This window comes from Pseudomonas sp. A-RE-22, from assembly GCF_019956035.1.
GTDB lineage: Bacteria > Pseudomonadota > Gammaproteobacteria > Pseudomonadales > Pseudomonadaceae > Aquipseudomonas > Aquipseudomonas brassicacearum.
Genome location: NZ_JAHBCZ010000077.1, coordinates 52,242 through 70,896 on the forward strand (window position 1 = coordinate 52,242; position 18,655 = coordinate 70,896).

The 18,655-nt window shown below is 62.2% G+C and carries 18 protein-coding genes; 17 read left to right on the forward strand and 1 reads right to left on the reverse strand.

Going from position 1 to position 18,655, the window contains the following annotated elements:
• The first annotated feature begins 57 nt into the window (after nucleotides 1-57).
• Both KGA89_RS27625 and KGA89_RS27630 read left to right on the forward strand, forming a co-directional pair.
• Nucleotides 58-846 carry a CPBP family intramembrane glutamic endopeptidase gene (locus KGA89_RS27625; RefSeq protein WP_013692618.1) on the forward strand — a complete coding sequence of 263 codons (789 nt, stop codon included), beginning with the start codon at nucleotides 58-60 and terminating at the stop codon, nucleotides 844-846.
• Nucleotides 847-932: 86 nt separating this feature from the next.
• Nucleotides 933-2,498 (forward strand): methyl-accepting chemotaxis protein, encoded by a 1,566-nt coding sequence (locus KGA89_RS27630; RefSeq protein ID WP_003199618.1) that lies wholly within the window; start codon nucleotides 933-935, stop codon nucleotides 2,496-2,498.
• A gap of 170 nt (nucleotides 2,499-2,668) precedes the next feature.
• Here KGA89_RS27630 and KGA89_RS27635 read toward each other — a convergent pair whose 3' ends face one another.
• Nucleotides 2,669-3,361 (reverse strand): alpha/beta family hydrolase, encoded by a 693-nt coding sequence (locus tag KGA89_RS27635; RefSeq protein WP_223473041.1) that lies wholly within the window; start codon nucleotides 3,359-3,361, stop codon nucleotides 2,669-2,671.
• A 96-nt stretch (nucleotides 3,362-3,457) separates the two neighbouring features.
• Here KGA89_RS27635 and ccoN (KGA89_RS27640) point away from each other — a divergent pair, with 96 nt between their 5' ends.
• The 15 genes from ccoN (KGA89_RS27640) (at nucleotide 3,458) to fnr (ending at nucleotide 18,646) form a co-directional block, all read left to right on the forward strand.
• Nucleotides 3,458-4,882: a cytochrome-c oxidase, cbb3-type subunit I gene (gene ccoN / locus KGA89_RS27640; protein ID WP_003199614.1), complete on the forward strand. Its 1,425-nt coding sequence runs from the start codon at nucleotides 3,458-3,460 to the stop codon at nucleotides 4,880-4,882.
• Nucleotides 4,883-4,892: 10 nt separating this feature from the next.
• On the forward strand, nucleotides 4,893-5,501 hold the full coding sequence (gene ccoO / locus KGA89_RS27645; protein ID WP_003199612.1) for a cytochrome-c oxidase, cbb3-type subunit II: 609 nt from the start codon (nucleotides 4,893-4,895) through the stop codon (nucleotides 5,499-5,501).
• 3 nt (nucleotides 5,502-5,504) lie between these two features.
• Complete coding sequence (locus KGA89_RS27650; protein WP_223473042.1) at nucleotides 5,505-5,708, forward strand: cbb3-type cytochrome oxidase subunit 3; 204 nt, start codon at nucleotides 5,505-5,507, stop codon at nucleotides 5,706-5,708.
• Nucleotides 5,705-6,658, forward strand: coding sequence for a cytochrome-c oxidase, cbb3-type subunit III (gene ccoP, locus KGA89_RS27655; protein ID WP_003199609.1), 954 nt, complete (start codon nucleotides 5,705-5,707; stop codon nucleotides 6,656-6,658). The genes KGA89_RS27650 and ccoP (KGA89_RS27655) overlap by 4 nt, the downstream gene beginning before the upstream one ends.
• 481 nt (nucleotides 6,659-7,139) lie before the next feature.
• The gene (gene ccoN / locus KGA89_RS27660; protein WP_003199607.1) at nucleotides 7,140-8,582 is read left to right on the forward strand and encodes a cytochrome-c oxidase, cbb3-type subunit I; all 1,443 of its coding nucleotides are present in this window, start codon (nucleotides 7,140-7,142) and stop codon (nucleotides 8,580-8,582) included.
• Nucleotides 8,582-9,190, forward strand: a complete 609-nt coding sequence (gene ccoO / locus KGA89_RS27665) for a cytochrome-c oxidase, cbb3-type subunit II (protein WP_003199605.1) — start codon at nucleotides 8,582-8,584, stop codon at nucleotides 9,188-9,190. Before ccoN (KGA89_RS27660) ends, ccoO (KGA89_RS27665) begins: the two co-directional genes overlap by 1 nt.
• A 6-nt stretch (nucleotides 9,191-9,196) precedes the next feature.
• Entirely contained in the window at nucleotides 9,197-9,382 is a 186-nt protein-coding gene (locus KGA89_RS27670; protein ID WP_003183474.1) for a CcoQ/FixQ family Cbb3-type cytochrome c oxidase assembly chaperone, read from the forward strand.
• Nucleotides 9,379-10,362 carry a cytochrome-c oxidase, cbb3-type subunit III gene (gene ccoP / locus KGA89_RS27675; protein WP_003199603.1) on the forward strand — a complete coding sequence of 328 codons (984 nt, stop codon included), beginning with the start codon at nucleotides 9,379-9,381 and terminating at the stop codon, nucleotides 10,360-10,362. The genes KGA89_RS27670 and ccoP (KGA89_RS27675) overlap by 4 nt, the downstream gene beginning before the upstream one ends.
• Nucleotides 10,363-10,769: 407 nt before the next feature.
• Nucleotides 10,770-12,185, forward strand: a complete 1,416-nt coding sequence (ccoG, locus tag KGA89_RS27680) for a cytochrome c oxidase accessory protein CcoG (protein WP_003199601.1) — start codon at nucleotides 10,770-10,772, stop codon at nucleotides 12,183-12,185.
• A gap of 11 nt (nucleotides 12,186-12,196) precedes the next feature.
• Nucleotides 12,197-12,736 (forward strand): FixH family protein, encoded by a 540-nt coding sequence (locus KGA89_RS27685; RefSeq protein WP_003199599.1) that lies wholly within the window; start codon nucleotides 12,197-12,199, stop codon nucleotides 12,734-12,736.
• Nucleotides 12,737-12,886: 150 nt separating this feature from the next.
• Nucleotides 12,887-15,337, forward strand: a complete 2,451-nt coding sequence (locus KGA89_RS27690; RefSeq protein WP_223473043.1) for a heavy metal translocating P-type ATPase — start codon at nucleotides 12,887-12,889, stop codon at nucleotides 15,335-15,337.
• A gap of 24 nt (nucleotides 15,338-15,361) precedes the next feature.
• Nucleotides 15,362-15,580, forward strand: a complete 219-nt coding sequence (gene ccoS / locus KGA89_RS27695; RefSeq protein ID WP_003183505.1) for a cbb3-type cytochrome oxidase assembly protein CcoS — start codon at nucleotides 15,362-15,364, stop codon at nucleotides 15,578-15,580.
• The gene (locus KGA89_RS27700; RefSeq protein ID WP_013692616.1) at nucleotides 15,573-16,256 is read left to right on the forward strand and encodes a sulfite exporter TauE/SafE family protein; all 684 of its coding nucleotides are present in this window, start codon (nucleotides 15,573-15,575) and stop codon (nucleotides 16,254-16,256) included. Before ccoS ends, KGA89_RS27700 begins: the two co-directional genes overlap by 8 nt.
• 178 nt (nucleotides 16,257-16,434) lie before the next feature.
• Nucleotides 16,435-17,817: an oxygen-independent coproporphyrinogen III oxidase gene (hemN, locus tag KGA89_RS27705; RefSeq protein WP_027912674.1), complete on the forward strand. Its 1,383-nt coding sequence runs from the start codon at nucleotides 16,435-16,437 to the stop codon at nucleotides 17,815-17,817.
• Between the two features lie 94 nt (nucleotides 17,818-17,911).
• The gene (fnr, locus tag KGA89_RS27710; protein WP_003199588.1) at nucleotides 17,912-18,646 is read left to right on the forward strand and encodes a fumarate/nitrate reduction transcriptional regulator Fnr; all 735 of its coding nucleotides are present in this window, start codon (nucleotides 17,912-17,914) and stop codon (nucleotides 18,644-18,646) included.
• The last annotated feature ends 9 nt before the right edge of the window (nucleotides 18,647-18,655 follow it).

Here is an 18,655-nt window from a genome sequence, read left to right on the forward strand (position 1 = left end):
CGTCATAGACGCGGCGGCCACTTTCGCCCAAAGCTCTACCGTCTAAAAGGATGTTATATGCCCGCTTTACCTTGGCCCTACCTGGCCATGCTCGCCATCGGCTATGGCCTGGCCCTGGCTTACGGTCAGTTGGCCTGGACCGCCCTCATCTCAGTCGCGCTATTGCTGTTCGCCGGGTATGCCGTTCGCCAGCAACCCATGCCAATCGGCCGGTTTCTCGGTCACATTCTATTTGTGGTAATGGCCCTGGCGTTGGCCTTGCATTGGATGCCCGGCTTCTTCAACGGGCGGGTGATCCCCGCGCAACGCTTGACCGACGACGCCGCGCCATTTGCCATGTACCTCAACCAGGACAAGCCCCTGATCGGATTCTGGCTGCTGCTGGCCTGCCCCTGGATCGTCGGTCGGCGCTCGTTGCGCCTGTCGGTCTATGCCACGGCCCTGGGTCTGGCGCTGAGCGCGGTGCTGGCCCTCGGCGGGGCGATGCTGCTGGGCATGATCCACTGGGCACCAAAGTGGCCGGAGCACGCCTGGCTGTGGGTGCTCAATAATCTTTTATTGGTGACGCTCGTGGAGGAAGCGCTGTTTCGCGGCTACATTCAGGGAGGCTTGAGCCAGCGCTTCAAACACCTGAGTTACGGCGACAACCTGGCGCTGCTCCTGACCTCGCTGCTGTTCGGCCTGGTACACGCTGGCGCAGGTTGGCAATGGGTGCTGCTGTCGGGCCTGGCGGGGGTCGGCTATGGCCTGGCATATCGTTTTGGCGGCCTGGGTGCGGCGATTGCCACGCATTTTCTCCTCAATCTGCTTCATTTCGCCCTATTTACCTACCCGATGCTGGCGTGATAGCGACAGGCAAAAATAACTTCAATTTAAACCTGACACCGCCGACAACCTTTCATAGCCTTTCAAAGCCTTGCGGATCTACACACATGCGTAACAACCAACCCGTCACACAACGCGAAAGGACCTTCCCGGCCCAGCAACGATTGATTTCGACCACCGACGCCAAGGGCGTGATCACCTACTGCAACGACGCATTCGTTGACATCAGCGGGTATTCGAAGGAAGAACTGATTCGTTCGCCGCACAATCTCGTGCGCCATCCCGACGTCCCATCCGCGGTGTTCGCACACATGTGGGGTACGCTGAAACAAGGCTTGCCATGGATGGGCATCGTCAAGAATCGCAGCAAGAACGGCGACCATTACTGGGTCAACGCCTATGTCACGCCTGTGTTCGAGGGCAATCAGGTGGTCGGCTACGAATCGGTGCGGGTCAAGCCCTCCGCCGAACAGATCGCCCGGGCCGAAGCGCTTTATCAACGCATCAACCAAGGCAAGTCCGCGGTTCCGGGCAGCGACAAATGGGTGCCCATGCTGCAGGACTGGCTACCGTTTATCCTGGTCAGCCAGTTGAGTTTCGTCGTCGGCGCGTTCCTGGATTCCTCCTGGGGCTTTGCCCTGGCGGCCGTGCTGGCGGTGCCCTTGGGGCTGATGGGCCTGCAATGGCAGCAACGCGGGATCAAGCGCCTGCTGCGCCTGGCCGAACAGACCACGTCCGACCCGCTGATCGCCCGGATGTACACCGACAGCCGCGGCGTCCAGGCACGCCTGGAGATGTCGATCCTCAGCCAGGAGGCGCGCCTGAAAACCTGCCTGACCCGCCTGCAGGACACCGCCGAGCACCTTAACGACCAGGCTCGCCAGTCCAACACCCTGGCCCATGACAGTTCCAGCGGTCTGGAGCGCCAGCGGGTGGAAACCGAACAGGTCGCCACGGCCGTCAACCAGATGGCCGCAACGACCCAGGAAGTCGCCAGCCACGTGCAGCGCACCGCCGATGCCACCCAGGAAGCCAACCGCCTGACCAGCCGCGGCCGCGACATCGCCGGCGAAACCCGCGAAGCCATCGAGCGCCTGTCGGTGGTGGTCGGCGAAACCGGGCAGACCGTGACCCAGTTGGCCAAGGACAGCGACGAGATCGGTGGCGTGGTAGACGTGATCAAAGGCATCGCCGACCAGACCAACCTGCTGGCCCTCAACGCCGCCATCGAAGCGGCCCGTGCCGGGGAGATGGGCCGTGGTTTTGCCGTGGTGGCTGACGAAGTGCGGCAACTGGCACAACGCACCAGCGAATCCACCGGGCAGATCCACGCCCTGATCGCCAAGCTCCAGCAGACCGCCACCAACGCCGTGCAGACCATGGACGCTGGCCATCGCCAGGCCGAAGAAGGCGTGGCCCGGGTCATGGAAGCGGACGAGGCGCTGGTGGGGATCAGCGAAGCGGTGGCCCACATCACCGACATGACCACCCAAATCGCCGCCGCCACCGAGGAGCAAAGCTCAGTGGCCGAGGAGATCAGCCGCAACATCAGCAACATCTCGGCTCTCGCCGACCAGACCTCTGGCCAGGCTCACAGCTCGGCGCTGCTGAGCGAAGAGCTGACCCGCACGGCCAACACGCAGTATTCGTTGGTGGAGCGGTTTAATCGCTGATAGATGTTGGCTTGATCAAAAAACCCGGACAGCGAAAGCTTCCGGGTTTTTTGTTGCCTGATAGATCGCTATCGCGAGCAAGCTCGCTCCCACAAGGGGTGGGATCGCTCATTCAAATGCATTCCACTGTGGGAGCGAGCTTGCTCGCGATAAGGCCGGCAACAGCATCATCATTTCTGAAGAAGAAACCCGGCCACTCTCTGCGCCGCCGCCTCCAGATGCTGCTCATGACTGAACCCCGAAGTCTTCAGCGGCTTGAGGTCATGATCCCCCGCCACCAACCACAACACCTCGATGCCCGGTGACAAGGTGTAGCCCTGCACCGCCTCCCGATTGCCCAGCGCATCGCGCTCGCCCTGGACGATCATGGTCCGGGTTTTCAACGCCGCCAGGTGCTCGACCCGCGGTTTCTCCGGCTTGCCCACCGCATAGAAGGGATACCCCAGGCACACCAGCGCATCGGCGCCCAACTCATCGGCCAGCAGGCTCGCCATGCGCCCGCCCATGGACTTGCCCCCCACCGCCAGCCGCCCAGCGACATAAGGCCGCACCGTGGTGTACACCTCCCGCCAGCATTCCAGCAGCTTAGGTGCCGGGTTGGGCGGACGCTTGCCCCCGTCCTGGCGCCGTTGGGCCATGTAGGGAAACTCGAAACGCAACACGTTGACACCATGCGCGGCAAGGCGCGCGGACATTTCCTCCATAAAGCCACTGTCCATTGGCGCACCGGCACCATGGGCCAGGATCAGGGTTGGCGCCTTGGCGCCAGCGACCGATTGTCCGGCTGTCCATAACCAGCCATGTTCGGCTACACATCGCGCCCATTGATCCCCGTCAATACTGGCCTTGTGCTGTTTGTCCATGCTGACCTCGCTTTTAGTCTGCCTATAACTCCAGGCGAAGAACGCCGCACTGCCTTGCGCAGGCGCTCACTTCGGCTGAACCGTGGATGGGGAACCATGAACACTTCTATCAGTACCGCCTACAACTACAAGGTGGTCCGCCAATTCGCCATTATGACGGTGGTGTGGGGCATCGTCGGCATGGGGCTCGGGGTTTTTCTCGCCGCCCAATTGGTCTGGCCACAACTCAACTTCGATTTGCCATGGACCAGCTTCGGCCGCCTGCGCCCACTGCACACCAACGCAGTGATCTTCGCTTTCGGCGGTTGCGCCCTGTTCGCCAGTTCGTTCTATTCGGTGCAACGCACCTGCCAGACGCAGCTGTTCGCGCCGAAAATCGCCGCGTTCTGCTTCTGGGGATGGCAACTGGTGATCCTGCTGGCGGCCATCAGCCTGCCACTGGGCTACACCAGTTCCAAGGAATACGCCGAGCTGGAATGGCCGATCGACATCCTGATCACCATCGTCTGGGTGGCCTACGCCATCGTGTTCTTCGGCACCGTGGCCAAGCGCAACACCAAGCACATCTACGTCGGTAACTGGTTCTTCGGCGGGTTCATCCTGACCGTGGCGATCCTGCACATCGTCAACAACCTGGAACTGCCAGTGAGCTTCACCAAGTCCTACTCGGTTTACGCCGGGGCCACGGACGCGATGGTGCAATGGTGGTACGGCCACAACGCCGTGGGCTTCTTCCTCACCGCAGGCTTCCTGGGGATGATGTACTACTTCGTGCCGAAGCAGGCCGAGCGCCCGGTGTATTCCTATCGCTTGTCCATCGTGCACTTCTGGGCGCTGATCACCCTGTACATCTGGGCAGGTCCCCACCACCTGCACTACACCGCGCTGCCGGACTGGGCACAGTCGCTGGGCATGGTGATGTCGCTGATCCTGCTGGCGCCAAGCTGGGGCGGCATGATCAACGGCATGATGACCCTGTCGGGGGCCTGGCATAAGCTGCGCAGCGACCCGATCCTGCGGTTCCTGGTGGTGTCCCTGGCGTTCTACGGCATGTCGACCTTCGAAGGTCCGATGATGGCGATCAAGACCGTCAACGCCCTCTCCCACTACACCGACTGGACCATCGGCCACGTACATGCCGGCGCGCTCGGCTGGGTGGCAATGATTTCCATCGGCGCGCTGTACCACATGATCCCGAAAGTCTTCGGCCGGCCACAGATGCACAGCATCGGCCTGATCAACGCGCACTTCTGGCTCGCAACCATCGGCACCGTGCTCTACATCGCCTCGATGTGGGTCAACGGCATCGCCCAGGGCCTGATGTGGCGTGCGGTGAACGAGGACGGAACGCTCACCTACTCCTTCGTCGAAACCCTGGTGGCCAGCCACCCAGGCTTCGTCGTGCGGCTGGCGGGCGGGTCGATCTTCCTCCTCGGCATGCTGCTGATGGCCTACAACACCTGGCGCACCGTGCGGGCCTACCAGCCTGCCGAAGCCGCCGCTGCCGCGCAGATGGCCTGAGGAGTCCACCATGAAACACGAAACAATCGAAAAAAACGTCGGCCTGCTGATGCTGCTGATGGTCCTGGCCGTGAGCATTGGCGGCCTGACCCAGATCGTGCCGCTGTTCTTCCAGGACGTGACCAATAAACCGGTAGACGGCATGAAGCCCTACACCGCCCTGCAACTGGAAGGCCGCGACATCTACATCCGTGAAGGCTGCGTCGGCTGCCACTCGCAGATGATCCGTCCGTTCCGCGCCGAGACCGAGCGCTACGGCCACTACTCCGTCGCCGGCGAAAGCGTCTGGGACCATCCATTCCTGTGGGGCTCCAAGCGCACCGGGCCGGACCTGGCACGGGTCGGCGCGCGCTACTCCGATGATTGGCACCGCGCCCACTTGTACAACCCGCGCAACGTCGTGCCCGAGTCGAAAATGCCGGCCTACCCGTGGCTGGTGACCCACGCGGTAGACAGCAGCCACACCGAAGGCAAGCTGCGCGCCATGCGCACCCTGGGCGTGCCGTACACCGACGACGACATCGCAGGCGCGACGGCCTCGCTCAAGGGCAAGACCGAAATGGACGCGCTGGTGGCCTACCTGCAAGTGCTCGGCACTGCCATCAAGAGCAAGAGGTGAGCCATGGTTCTTGAAATGAGTACTGGAATGATCCGCGGCCTGGGCACGGTCGTGGTGTTCATCGCCTTCATCGGCCTGACCCTGTGGGTATTCAGCAGCAAACGTCGTCCAGAGTTCGCCGAAGCGCGCCTGCTGCCGTTCGCCGACGAACCACCTGCCGACATCGCCCCCCCCCAAGACCCTGCAACAAGGAGTACCCGGCCATGACCACCTTCTGGAGTACGTGGATCTGCGTACTGACCATCGGCAGCCTCATCGGCCTGACCTGGTTGCTGATCGGCACTCGCAAGGGCGAGACCAAGGGCAGCGTCGACCAGACCATGGGCCACAGCTTCGACGGCATCGAGGAGTACGACAACCCGCTGCCGCAGTGGTGGTTCCTGTTGTTCGCCGGCACCCTGGTGTTTTCCGTCGGCTACCTGGTCCTCTATCCGGGCCTGGGCAACTGGAAAGGCATCCTGCCAGGCTACGAGAACGGCTGGACCGGCGCCCATGAATGGGAAAAGGAAATGGCCAAGGCCGACGCCAAGTTCGGGCCGATCTTCGCCAAATTCGCCGCCATGCCCGTGGAGGAAGTGGCCAAGGACCCACAAGCCTTGAAGATGGGTGGCCGCCTGTTCGCCTCCAACTGCTCGGTCTGCCACGGTTCGGACGCCAAGGGTGCCTTCGGCTTCCCGAACCTGGTCGACAGCAACTGGCGCTGGGGCGGCGCTGCCGACACCATCAAGACCACCATCATGGGCGGCCGCATGGCGGCGATGCCGGCCTGGGGTGAAGTGCTGGGAGAGGCCGGGGTCAAGAACGTGGCCGCGTACGTACGCCACGATTTGGCCGGCCTGCCTCTGCCGGCGGACAGTGGTGCCGACCTGCAAGCCGGCCAACAGGCCTTCAGCACCACCTGTGTCGCCTGCCACGGCGCCAACGGCCAGGGAACCGAAGCCATGGGCGCGCCGAACCTGACGAAACCGGCCGGCTTCATCTACGGCACCAGCCTGGCACAGTTGCAGCAGACCATTCGCCATGGTCGCCAGGGCCACATGCCAGCGCAGAATGAGTTGCTGGGCAATGACAAGGTGCAGCTGCTGGCCGCCTACGTCTACAGTCTGTCCCACACCGCCGGTGCCGAGCGCCTGCAAGCCGAACACAAAAGCGAATAAATCTTGACCGCGTGAACAGCCGCATCCGTCTGGATGCGGCTGCTCCGTGTCCCTGCGCGACGCATTGTCGCACCCTCCCATAGTCTTTCTTTCGGTTCCCCGGAATCGGGTCTAAGCTTGCCTTTGCGTGCGCTGGCGACTGCCGGTTTCAGGTCGACCCGACCCGATGCGTTCGACAATCGTTCGTCAAAAAGGCCGCAAAGGCAGGTGAATACCGGCTGTTGCGACAGTTGCCTGGCATCACCCGAACGCTGTGTTTGAACACACCCCGTTACAACCGACCTGACCCCCTCGCCTCATTCCTTCGTTGCGACATTTTGCCGTGGGCCATTTTTGTCCCTACAAGGAACATGGAAAGGCCGCAGAATCAGCTTTGGAAAGCATTGACCCAGGTCATGGCGCGTTGCAATGACCCCCCGCTTTCTCCATACTTGCGACCGATTTTTATCCTAATAAAACACCCAAACCGTGGAACCTTAGAATGAGCACAGCAATCAGTCCGACTGCTTATAACTATAAGGTAGTCCGCCAGTTCGCCATCATGACGGTGGTCTGGGGGATCCTTGGCATGGGGCTCGGTGTCTTCATCGCCTCGCAACTGGTCTGGCCGGAGTTGAACTTCGATCTGCCATGGACGACATTTGGACGCCTGCGCCCGCTGCACACCAACCTGGTGATCTTCGCCTTCGGTGGTTGTGCATTGTTTGCCACTTCTTACTACGTCGTGCAGCGAACCTGCCAAACGCGACTGATCTCCGACAGCCTCGCCGCCTTCACCTTCTGGGGCTGGCAAGCGGTCATCGTCGGTGCGATCGTGACCTTGCCACTGGGTTACACCACCACCAAGGAATACGCTGAGCTGGAATGGCCCCTGGCTATCCTGCTGGCCATCGTCTGGGTGACCTACGGTCTGGTGTTCTTCGGCACCATCGTCAAGCGCAAGACCAAGCACATCTACGTCGGTAACTGGTTCTACGGTGCGTTCATCGTCGTGACAGCCATGCTGCACATCGTCAACCACGCTTCCCTGCCGGTCAGCTTCTTCAAGTCGTACTCGGCCTATTCGGGCGCGACGGATGCGATGATCCAGTGGTGGTACGGCCACAACGCCGTAGGCTTCTTCCTGACCACGGGCTTCCTGGGGATGATGTACTACTTCGTGCCGAAACAGGCCGAGCGTCCGATCTATTCCTATCGCCTGTCCATCGTCCACTTCTGGGCGCTGATCACCCTGTACATCTGGGCCGGTCCTCACCACCTGCACTACACCGCACTGCCAGACTGGGCGCAGTCCCTGGGCATGGCGATGTCGATCATCCTGCTGGCGCCAAGCTGGGGCGGCATGATCAACGGCATGATGACCCTGTCGGGCGCCTGGCATAAGCTGCGCACCGACCCGATCCTGCGGTTCCTGGTTGTGTCGCTGGCGTTCTACGGCATGTCGACCTTCGAAGGCCCGATGATGGCGATCAAGACCGTCAACTCCCTGAGCCACTACACCGACTGGACCATCGGCCACGTACACGCTGGTGCGCTCGGCTGGGTTGCGATGATTTCCATCGGCGCCATCTACCACATGATCCCGAAACTGTTCGGTCGTGCGCAGATGCACAGCACCGGCCTGATCAACGCGCACTTCTGGCTCGCGACCATCGGCACCGTGCTCTACATCGCCTCGATGTGGGTCAACGGCATCACCCAAGGCTTGATGTGGCGTGCGATCAACGATGACGGCACCCTGACCTACTCGTTCGTCGAAGCCCTGCAAGCCAGCCACCCGGGCTATATCGTCCGAGCCCTGGGCGGCGCGTTCTTCGCCAGCGGTATGCTGTTCATGGCCTACAACGTGTACCGCACCGTTCGTGCCTCTGACCCGGCTGAAGCTGAAGCCGCCGCCAAGATCGCCGTAGTTGGAGCTCACTGATGAAGCACGAAGCAGTAGAGAAGAATATCGGCCTGCTGGCCTTCTTCATGGTCATCGCCGTGAGCATCGGCGGCCTGACCCAGATCGTTCCGCTGTTCTTCCAGGACGTGACCAACAAGCCGGTCGAAGGCATGAAGCCACGTACCGCCCTTGAACTGGAAGGCCGTGACATCTATATCGCCAACGGTTGTGTCGGCTGCCACTCGCAGATGATCCGTCCGTTCCGCGCCGAAACCGAACGCTATGGCCACTATTCGGTCGCCGGTGAAAGCGTCTGGGACCACCCATTCCTGTGGGGTTCCAAGCGTACCGGTCCGGACCTGGCCCGCGTTGGCGGCCGCTACTCCGACGACTGGCACCGTGCGCACTTGTACAACCCGCGCAACGTAGTGCCTGAGTCGAAAATGCCGGCCTACCCGTTCCTCGTAGAAAACAAGCTCGACGGCAAAGACACCGCCAAGAAAATGGAAGTCCTGCGCACCCTGGGCGTGCCTTACACCGACGAAGACATCGCCGGTGCCAAGGATGCCGTCAAGGGCAAGACTGAAATGGACGCGCTGGTGGCCTATCTGCAAGGCCTGGGCACCATCATCAAAAGCAAACGGTGATTCTTTATGGATATCGGGATGATTCGCGGCCTGGGCACCGTCGTCGTGATGGTGGCCTTCATCGGTCTGGCCCTGTGGGTGTTCAGCCCCAAGCGCAAGTCGGAGTTTGACGACGCGACCTTGCTGCCGTTCGCGGATGATCCCGAAGCCATCAAGCACGTCGAGCAAGCTTCTAGGAGTAACAAAGAATGACTACATTCTGGAGTCTGTACGTCACAGTCCTCAGCCTGGGAACGATCTTCTCCCTGACCTGGCTGCTGCTGTCGACCCGCAAGGGCCAGCGCGCCGAGCAGACGGACGAGACCGTCGGCCACTCGTTCGACGGGATCGAGGAGTACGACAACCCATTGCCGAAATGGTGGTTCATGCTGTTCGTGGGCACCATCGTGTTCGCCCTCGGTTACCTGGTGCTCTACCCTGGCCTGGGCAACTGGAAGGGCCTGCTGCCAGGCTATAACTACCTGGACACCGAAAAGCAGACCGCCTTCGCCAACGGCCAGACCGGCTGGACAGGTGTTCACGAGTGGGAAAAGGAAATGGCTCGCTCGGACGCCAAGTTCGGTCCGATCTTCGCCAAGTTCGCCTCCATGCCGATCGAAGAAGTCGCCAAGGACCCGCAAGCCCTGAAGATGGGTGGCCGCCTGTTCGCCTCCAACTGCTCGGTTTGCCATGGTTCCGACGCCAAGGGTGCCTATGGCTTCCCCAACCTGACCGACGCCGACTGGCGCTGGGGCGGTGAGCCGGAAACCATCAAGACCACCATCATGGGCGGTCGTCACGCCGTGATGCCGGGCTGGGCTGCCGTGGTCGGCGAGCAAGGCGTCGCTGACGTGGCTTCCTACCTGGTGACCAGCCTGCACGGCCGCAAACTGCCGGAAGGCGCCAAGGCCGATCCGGCCAACGGCCAGAAACTGTTCGCGGCCAACTGCGTGGCCTGCCATGGCCCAGCCGGCAAAGGCACGCCCGCCATGGGCGCACCTGACCTGACGCACCCTGCGGCGTTCATCTACGGTTCGAGCTTCGCTCAACTGCAGCAGACCATCCGCTACGGCCGCCAGGGCCAGATGCCTGCCCAGGCTGACCTGCAAGGCAACGACAAGGTCCACTTGCTGGCCGCCTATGTCTATAGCCTGTCTCATGGCGAAAAGGCTCCGGCCGCTGACGCCCAGTAAGACGAGTAGCTGATACACCAAAGGCCCCGCCAATCTGATTGGCGGGGCCTTTTTGTTACCGGCCGAAAACCTGGGTAAATCTGTTTCGCCTGTCGGCCACCCGCCCCGGTAGCAACATGCCTACATCGGCGTGGCAGTGCTCGACCCGTGGGTTGGCTGATGCATATTCGGCAGTCATCACAAGATGCCCTTCGGCTCGCCAACGCCACAGAAAGTCTATAGTCAATTGATCTGAGTCATGACTTGTTACATCCGCTACACCATTCTATGCAGACCCCCAACGCGACCAAAGGTCGCACCCTTGGGCTAGAGCGACAGGCGTATCATTGCGCCACCGCAACACCCTTTCTGACCGTGGTCGGCACGTACTGGCCCCGGCACTTTTCCACTGCCGTGGGATGCATTCGATGAGTAACCAGATTCCGGTACATGACGTCACCCCGCCTGCCAAGGACGCGAACAAAAGCGTCGACCTGTATGCCTCTCGGGAAAAAATCTACACCCGCGCCTTCACTGGCCTGTTCCGCAACCTGCGAATGGCTGGCGGCGCGCTATTGTTCCTGCTGTATTTCGGTACGGTCTGGCTGAACTGGGGTGGTCATCAGGCCGTCTGGTGGAACTTGCCAGAGCGCAAATTCTTTATTTTCGGCGCCACCTTCTGGCCCCAGGATTTCATCCTGCTCTCGGGGATGTTGATCATTGCCGCCTTTGGCCTGTTTTTCATCACGGTCTATGCCGGACGAGTGTGGTGTGGCTATACCTGCCCACAGAGCGTGTGGACCTGGATCTTCATGTGGTGCGAAAAAGTCACCGAAGGCGACCGCAACCAGCGCATCAAGCTCGACAAGGCCCCCATGGGCGCCAACAAATTCCTGCGCAAGCTCGCCAAGCACAGCCTGTGGCTGCTGATAGGTTTCGTCACCGGCATGACCTTTGTCGGTTACTTCACGCCAATCCGCGAACTGGTGTTCGAGTTCTTTACCGGCCAGGCCGATGGCTGGTCGTATTTCTGGGTGGGTTTCTTCACCCTCGCCACCTACGGCAACGCTGGCTGGCTGCGTGAGCAAGTGTGTATCTACATGTGCCCTTACGCACGCTTCCAGAGCGTGATGTTCGACAAGGACACCTTGATCGTTTCCTACGACCCGCGTCGTGGCGAAAGCCGTGGCCCGCGCAAGAAGGGCGTTGACTACAAAGCCCTGGGCCTGGGGGATTGCATCGACTGCACCATGTGCGTCCAGGTCTGCCCTACCGGTATCGACATCCGCGACGGCCTGCAGATCGAGTGCATCGGCTGCGCGGCCTGTATCGATGCCTGCGACAACATCATGGACAAAATGGATTATCCACGCGGCCTGATCAGCTACACCACCGAACACAACCTTTCGGGGCAGAAAACCCATAAACTGCGCCCGCGCCTGATCGGCTATGCCTTGGTGCTGCTGACCATGATGAGCCTGTTGGCGGCGGCGTTCTTCATGCGCTCGCTGGTGGGTTTCGACGTCAGCAAGGACCGCGTGCTCTACCGTGAAAACGCCGAAGGCCGGATCGAGAACGTCTACAGCCTGAAGATCATGAACAAAGACCAACGCGACCACACGTATGTCCTGGAAGCCGCCGGCCTACCCGACCTCAAGCTGCAAGGCCGGCGGGAAATCAAGGTCGCGGCCGGCGAGATCTACAGCCAGCCGGTCGAGCTGTCCAGCGCACCGGAACAACTGCCATCGAGCACCAACGAGGTGACCTTCATCCTCAAGGATGCCGATGACGAAAGCGTACATGTCGAAGCCAAGAGCCGGTTCATCGGCCCACAAACTCGTTGAGAGAACTGAACATGCCTGCAGCAACCGCCTCCAGCCCTTGGTACAAGCACCTCTGGCCGTGGATCATCATCGCGATCCTGACCTGTTCGGTGACACTGAGCCTGACGATGGTGACCATTGCGGTGAAGAACCCGGACAACCTGGTCAACGACAACTATTACGAAGCCGGCAAGGGTATCAACCGCTCGCTGGAGCGCGAATTGCTGGCCCAGACCCTGCAACTGCGTGCCAACGTGCAACTGGACGAGCTCACCGGTGAAGTGAACCTGCGCCTGAACGGCAACAGCCGTCCCCAGACCCTGGAACTGAGCCTGATCTCGCCGACCCAGCCGGAGAAGGACCGCAAGATCGTCCTGACCCGCAACGACAGTGAACCGGGGCGCTACGTCGGCCAGTTGACCGACAAGGTCGAAGGCCGGCGCTTTGTCGAATTGCTGGGTGTGGAGAACGACAAGACCTGGCGCCTGTTCGAAGAAGAACAGATCAATCACGGCCAGGACCTCTTGCTTGGCGATGAACCGCTGCAAGGCGCTGAAGACCTGAAGAAATAAACGACGGCGCTTCTGATCGTTCCCACGCTCCGCGTGGAAACGCGGCCCGGGACGCTCTGCGTCCCTTCTAAGCGTGACGCGGAGCGTCACAGGATGCATTCCCACGCAGAGCGTGGGAACGATCATTGGACAACGTTCTGTGAACACGCAATGACCACTCCACAGCCCTGCTACCACTGCGCCCTGCCCGTCCCCCCGGGCAGTCGCTTCACCGCCGTTGTCCTCGGTGAAACCCGCGAGCTGTGCTGCCCGGGCTGCCAGGCGGTGGCCGAGGCCATTGTCGCCGGAGGCCTGGAAAGTTATTACCAGCATCGCAGCGAAGCGTCGGCCAATCCCGAATCCCTGCCCGTCCAGTTGACCGATGAACTGGCGCTCTACGATCGCCCTGACGTACAGCAATCATTCGTGCGCCATGAAGGCGAACTGGCCGAAACCACCCTGTTGATGGAAGGCATCAGTTGCGCCGCCTGCGGCTGGCTGATTGAAAAACAATTACGCAGCCTGCCGGCCGTGGCCGAAGCGCGATTGAACCTGTCCAATCATCGCCTGCATGTACGTTGGGCCGACGCTCAACTACCGCTGAGCACGCTGCTCGCCGAATTGCGCCAGATCGGCTACGTAGCGCACCCGTACCAGGCCGACCAGGCCTGTGAACAACTCGCCGCACAAAACCGCCTGGCCCTGCGCCAATTGGGCGTGGCCGGTCTGTTGTGGTTCCAGGCGATGATGGCGACCATGGCCACCTGGCCGGAATTCAACATCGACCTGAGCCCGGAGATGCACACCATCCTGCGCTGGGTTGCCCTGTTCCTCACCACGCCCATCGTCTTCTATAGCTGCGCGCCGTTCTTCAAAGGCGCCATGCGCGACCTGCGCACCCGCCACCTGACCATGGACGTTTCCGTGTCCCTGGCCATCGGCAGTGCCTACGTTGCCGGGATCTGGACGTCGATCACCGGGGTCGGCGAGCTGTACTTCGATGCCGTTGGCATGTTCGCCCTGTTCCTGCTGGCCGGCCGTTACCTGGAACGCCGGGCTCGGGAACGCACGGCTGCCGCCACCGCCCAACTGGTCAATCTGTTGCCGGCCTCGTGCCTGCGCCTGGAGGATAACGGCCAGAGTGAACGCATCCTGCTCAGCGAATTGCGCACCGGTGACCGGGTGCTGGTGCATCCCGGGGCAGTCCTGCCGGCCGATGGCAAGATCCTGGATGGCCAGTCCAGCATCGACGAATCGCTGCTGACCGGTGAATACCTGCCACAACCTCGCCAGGTGGGCGACGCGGTCACCGCCGGCACGCTGAACGTCGAAGGGGCCTTGACGGTCGAGGTGCTGGCCCTCGGGCAAGACACCCGGTTGTCCGCCATCGTGCGGCTGCTGGAGCGGGCCCAGGCCGAGAAGCCGCGACTGGCGGAAATCGCCGACCGCGCCGCCCAATGGTTCTTGCTGTTCTCCTTGGTCGCCGCTGCCGTCATCGGGCTGGTGTGGTGGCAACTGGACGCTTCGCGCGCGTTCTGGATCGTCCTGGCGATGCTCGTCGCCACCTGCCCTTGCGCGTTGTCACTCGCCACGCCGACCGCCCTCACCGCCGCTACCGGCACCTTGCACAAGCTCGGCCTGCTGCTGACGCGCGGGCATGTGCTGGAAGGCCTGAACCAGATCGATACGGTGATTTTCGACAAGACCGGTACCCTCACCGAAGGCCGCCTGGCGTTGCGCGCCATTCGGCCATTGGCGGCCCTCGACAGTGATCAATGCCTGGGCTTGGCCGCTGCCCTGGAGAACCGCTCGGAACACCCCATCGCCCGCGCCTTCGGCCGCGCGCCATTGGCCGCCGAACAGGTGCAAAGCACCCCCGGGCTGGGGCTGGAAGGCCTCGTGGCGGAACAGCGCCTGCGCATCGGTCAGCCGGGTTTTGTCTGCGAACTGAGTGGCGCCGTCGTACCGCAAATGCCGGACGAACCCGGGCAATGGCTGTTGCTCGGCGATGAGATCGGGCCCTTGGCCTGGTTCGTCCTCGATGACCGCTTGCGCGTCGAAGCCCCGGCGCTGCTGGCGGCCTGCAAGGCACGGGGCTGGCGGACGCTGCTGTTGTCGGGTGACAGTTCGCCCATGGTTGCCAGCGTCGCCGCCGAACTGGGCATCGATGAGGCTCGCGGCGGCCTGCGCCCGGACGACAAACTGGCCGTGTTGCAGCAGTTGCATCAACAGGGCCGCAAGGTGCTGATGCTCGGCGATGGGGTGAACGACGTGCCCGTGCTGGCGGCAGCGGACATCAGTGTCGCCATGGGCTCGGCCACCGACCTGGCCAAGACCAGCGCCGACGCGGTGCTGCTGTCCAACCGCCTCGACGCCCTGATCCACGCCTTCAGCCTGGCCCGACGCACCCGCCGGGTGATCATTGAGAACCTGGTGTGGGCAGGGTTGTACAATGGCCTCATGTTGCCGTTCGCCGCCCTTGGCTGGATTACCCCGGTGTGGGCGGCGGTCGGCATGTCCATCAGTTCGTTGACCGTGGTGTTGAATGCGCTGAGGCTGACACGTCAGCCCAAGACGCAGGTTTTCGACGCCACGCCCGATACCCGCCCGCTGCCGGCCTGAGCCGCGCGGGCATGGAGTTCCGACATGCCAGCTCTCTACGTGATGATCCCGGCCGCGCTGCTGATCGTGGCCATCGCCGTGTACATTTTCTTCTGGGCCGTGGACAGCGGCCAGTACGACGACCTCGACGGTCCGGCCCACAGCATTCTGTTCGACGATCAGGACCCGAACCACAAGGCGGCGGTGGACGAAGCCAGCGGCGAAGCCCGCAAGCCGGACGACAAGGCCCCGCCCCATGCTTGACCTGGCACCCCTGTTGGTTTCTGCGGTCATCCTTGGCCTGCTCGGCGGTGGACACTGCCTGGGCATGTGCGGCGGCCTGATGGGCGCCCTGACCCTGGCGATTCCCAAGGAACAGCGTAGCCGACGCTTCCGGTTGCTGCTGGCGTACAACCTGGGACGGATCCTGAGCTACGCCACCGCCGGGTTGCTGATCGGCCTGGCCGGTTGGGCCGTGTCCAACAGCCCGGCAGCGATGATCATGCGGGTGCTGGCCGGCTTGCTGTTGATTGCCATGGGCCTGTACCTGGCGGGCTGGTGGAGCGGCCTGACTCGCATCGAAGGTGTGGGACGCGGCTTGTGGCGACACATCCAACCCGTCGCCAACCGTTTGCTGCCGGTGTCGAGCCTGCCTCGGGCCTTGCTGCTCGGCGCGCTGTGGGGCTGGCTACCGTGCGGCCTGGTCTACAGCACCCTGCTCTGGTCCGCCAGCCAAGGCAATGCACTGGACAGCGCGCTGCTGATGCTCGCCTTCGGCCTGGGCACCTGGCCGGTGCTGCTCGCCACGGGCCTGGCCGCCGAACGCGTCACCGCCCTGCTGCGCAAACGCAGCGTGCGCATGGCCGGTGGTTTGTTGGTGATTATTTTCGGGGTATGGACACTGCCGGGGCCGCATCAACATTGGCTCATGGGGCACTGACCGAGTTGCCCCAATCGCGAGCAAGCTCGCTCCCACATGGAAAGTCTCCTGTGGGAGCGAGCTTGCCCGCGATGAGGCCTGCATCGACAACTCCGATGCCCCGTTGACGCAAATCAAAACGGCCACGCCCACGCGCCCCTAGACTCGCCCCATGCCAGTCTATCCGGGGAATGCCCGCATGCTCGACACCATTTGTTGGGACTCAAATCTTATCCGCCGTTACGACCTGGCGGGACCACGCTACACCTCGTACCCCACGGCGGCGCAGTTCGGCAGCCAGGTGGGTACCTTCGACCTGCTCCACGCCCTGCGCGACAGCCGCAAGGCCCTGCGGCCGCTGTCGCTGTACGTGCACATACCGTTCTGCGCGAACATTTGCTACTACTGCGCCTGCAACAAGGTCATCACCAAGGACCGCGGCCGCGCCCACGCCTACCTGCAACGCCTGGAACAGGAAATCCAACTGATCGGCTGCCATCTGGACCCCACCCAGCGCGTAGAACAGTTGCACTTTGGCGGCGGTACCCCGACGTTCCTCAGCCACGATGAGCTGCGCCAACTGATGGCCAAGCTGCGCCAGCACCTGAACCTGCTGGACGACGATTCTGGCGACTACGGCATCGAAATCGACCCCAGGGAAGCCGACTGGTCGACCATGGGCCTGTTGCGCGAACTGGGTTTCAACCGGGTCAGTATCGGCCTGCAAGACCTTGATCCAGCGGTGCAGCGGGCCGTCAATCGCCTGCAAAGCCTCGAGGAAACCCGCGCAGTGGTCGAAGCCGCCCGGACCTTGCAATTCCGCTCGATCAACATTGACCTGATCTACGGCCTGCCCAAGCAGACCCCGGAAAACTTCGCCCGCACCGTCCAGGAAGTCATCCACCTGCAACCGGACCGGCTCTCGGTGTTCAACTACGCCCACCTGCCGGAACGCTTCATGCCCCAGCGGCGCATCAACAGCCAGGACTTGCCGACCCCGGAGCAGAAACTGGCGATGCTGCAAGGCACCATCGAACAACTGACCGCCGCCGGCTACCGCTACGTCGGCATGGACCACTTCGCCCTGCCCGACGACGAACTGGCAATCGCTCAGGAAGAGGCCACGTTGCAGCGCAACTTCCAGGGCTACACCACCCATGGCCATTGCGACCTGATCGGCCTTGGCGTGTCAGCCATCAGCCAGATCGGCGATTTGTATTGCCAGAACAGCAGTGACCTGAACCATTACCAGAACACCCTCGCCGACGGGCAACTGGCGACCAGTCGCGGGCTGATCTGCAATGCCGACGACCGGTTGCGGCGCGCGGTGATCCAGCAGTTGATCTGTCATTTCCACCTGCCCTTCGCCGAGATCGAGCAAACCTTCAACATCGACTTTCGTGGTTACTTCGCGCCGCAATGGCCGCAATTGCAGGCCATGGCCGCGGATGGGCTGATCGAGCTGGATGACACCCATATCCGGGTATTGCCCGCCGGGCGCCTGCTGGTGCGATCCGTGTGCATGGTATTCGATGCCTACTTGGACCAGCACAATCGCCAACGCTTCTCCCGAGTCATTTGAGCGCGACAATTTGACGACGACATCGCACTGGCCGGAGTGCCATCTCTGGGGTACCCTTACGCCTTATGCGTGATTTCCCACAAGGATTTAAGAAATGTCCGAGCCAGTCAAACTGCGCGCCCACAACCAGGCCCATTGCAAGGATTGCAGCCTGGCCCCCCTCTGCCTGCCGCTTTCGCTGAACCTGGAGGACATGGACGCGCTGGATGACATCGTTAAACGGGGCCGCCCGTTGAAAAAAGGTGAATTCCTGTTTCGCCAGGGCGATACCTTCGATTCGGTCTATGCGGTGCGCTCGGGCGCCTTGAAGACCTTCAACCTGAGCGATGGCGGCGAAGAACAGCTCACCGGCTTCCACCTGCCCAGCGAACTGGTGGGCCTGTCCGGCATGGACACCGAGTCCCATCCGGTCTCGGCCCAGGCGCTGGAAACCACCTCGGTGTGCGAAATTCCCTTCGATCGCCTGGACGAGCTGGCCATACAGCTGCCGCAACTGCGCCGCCAGTTGATGCGGGTCATGAGCCGGGAAATCCGTGACGATCAGCAAATGATGCTGCTGCTTTCGAAAAAAACCGCCGACGAGCGTATCGCCACGTTCCTGGTCAACCTCTCGGCACGCTTCCGCGCCCGTGGGTTCTCGGCCAACCAGTTCCGCTTGAGCATGTCGCGCAACGAAATCGGCAATTACCTGGGCCTGGCGGTGGAAACCGTGTCCAGGGTCTTCACCCGCTTCCAGCAGAACGAGTTGATTGCCGCCGAAGGCAAGGAAATTCACATTCTCGACCCGATCCAGCTCTGCGCCCTGGCCGGCGGCTCGATCGAAGGCTGATGGCCGCGC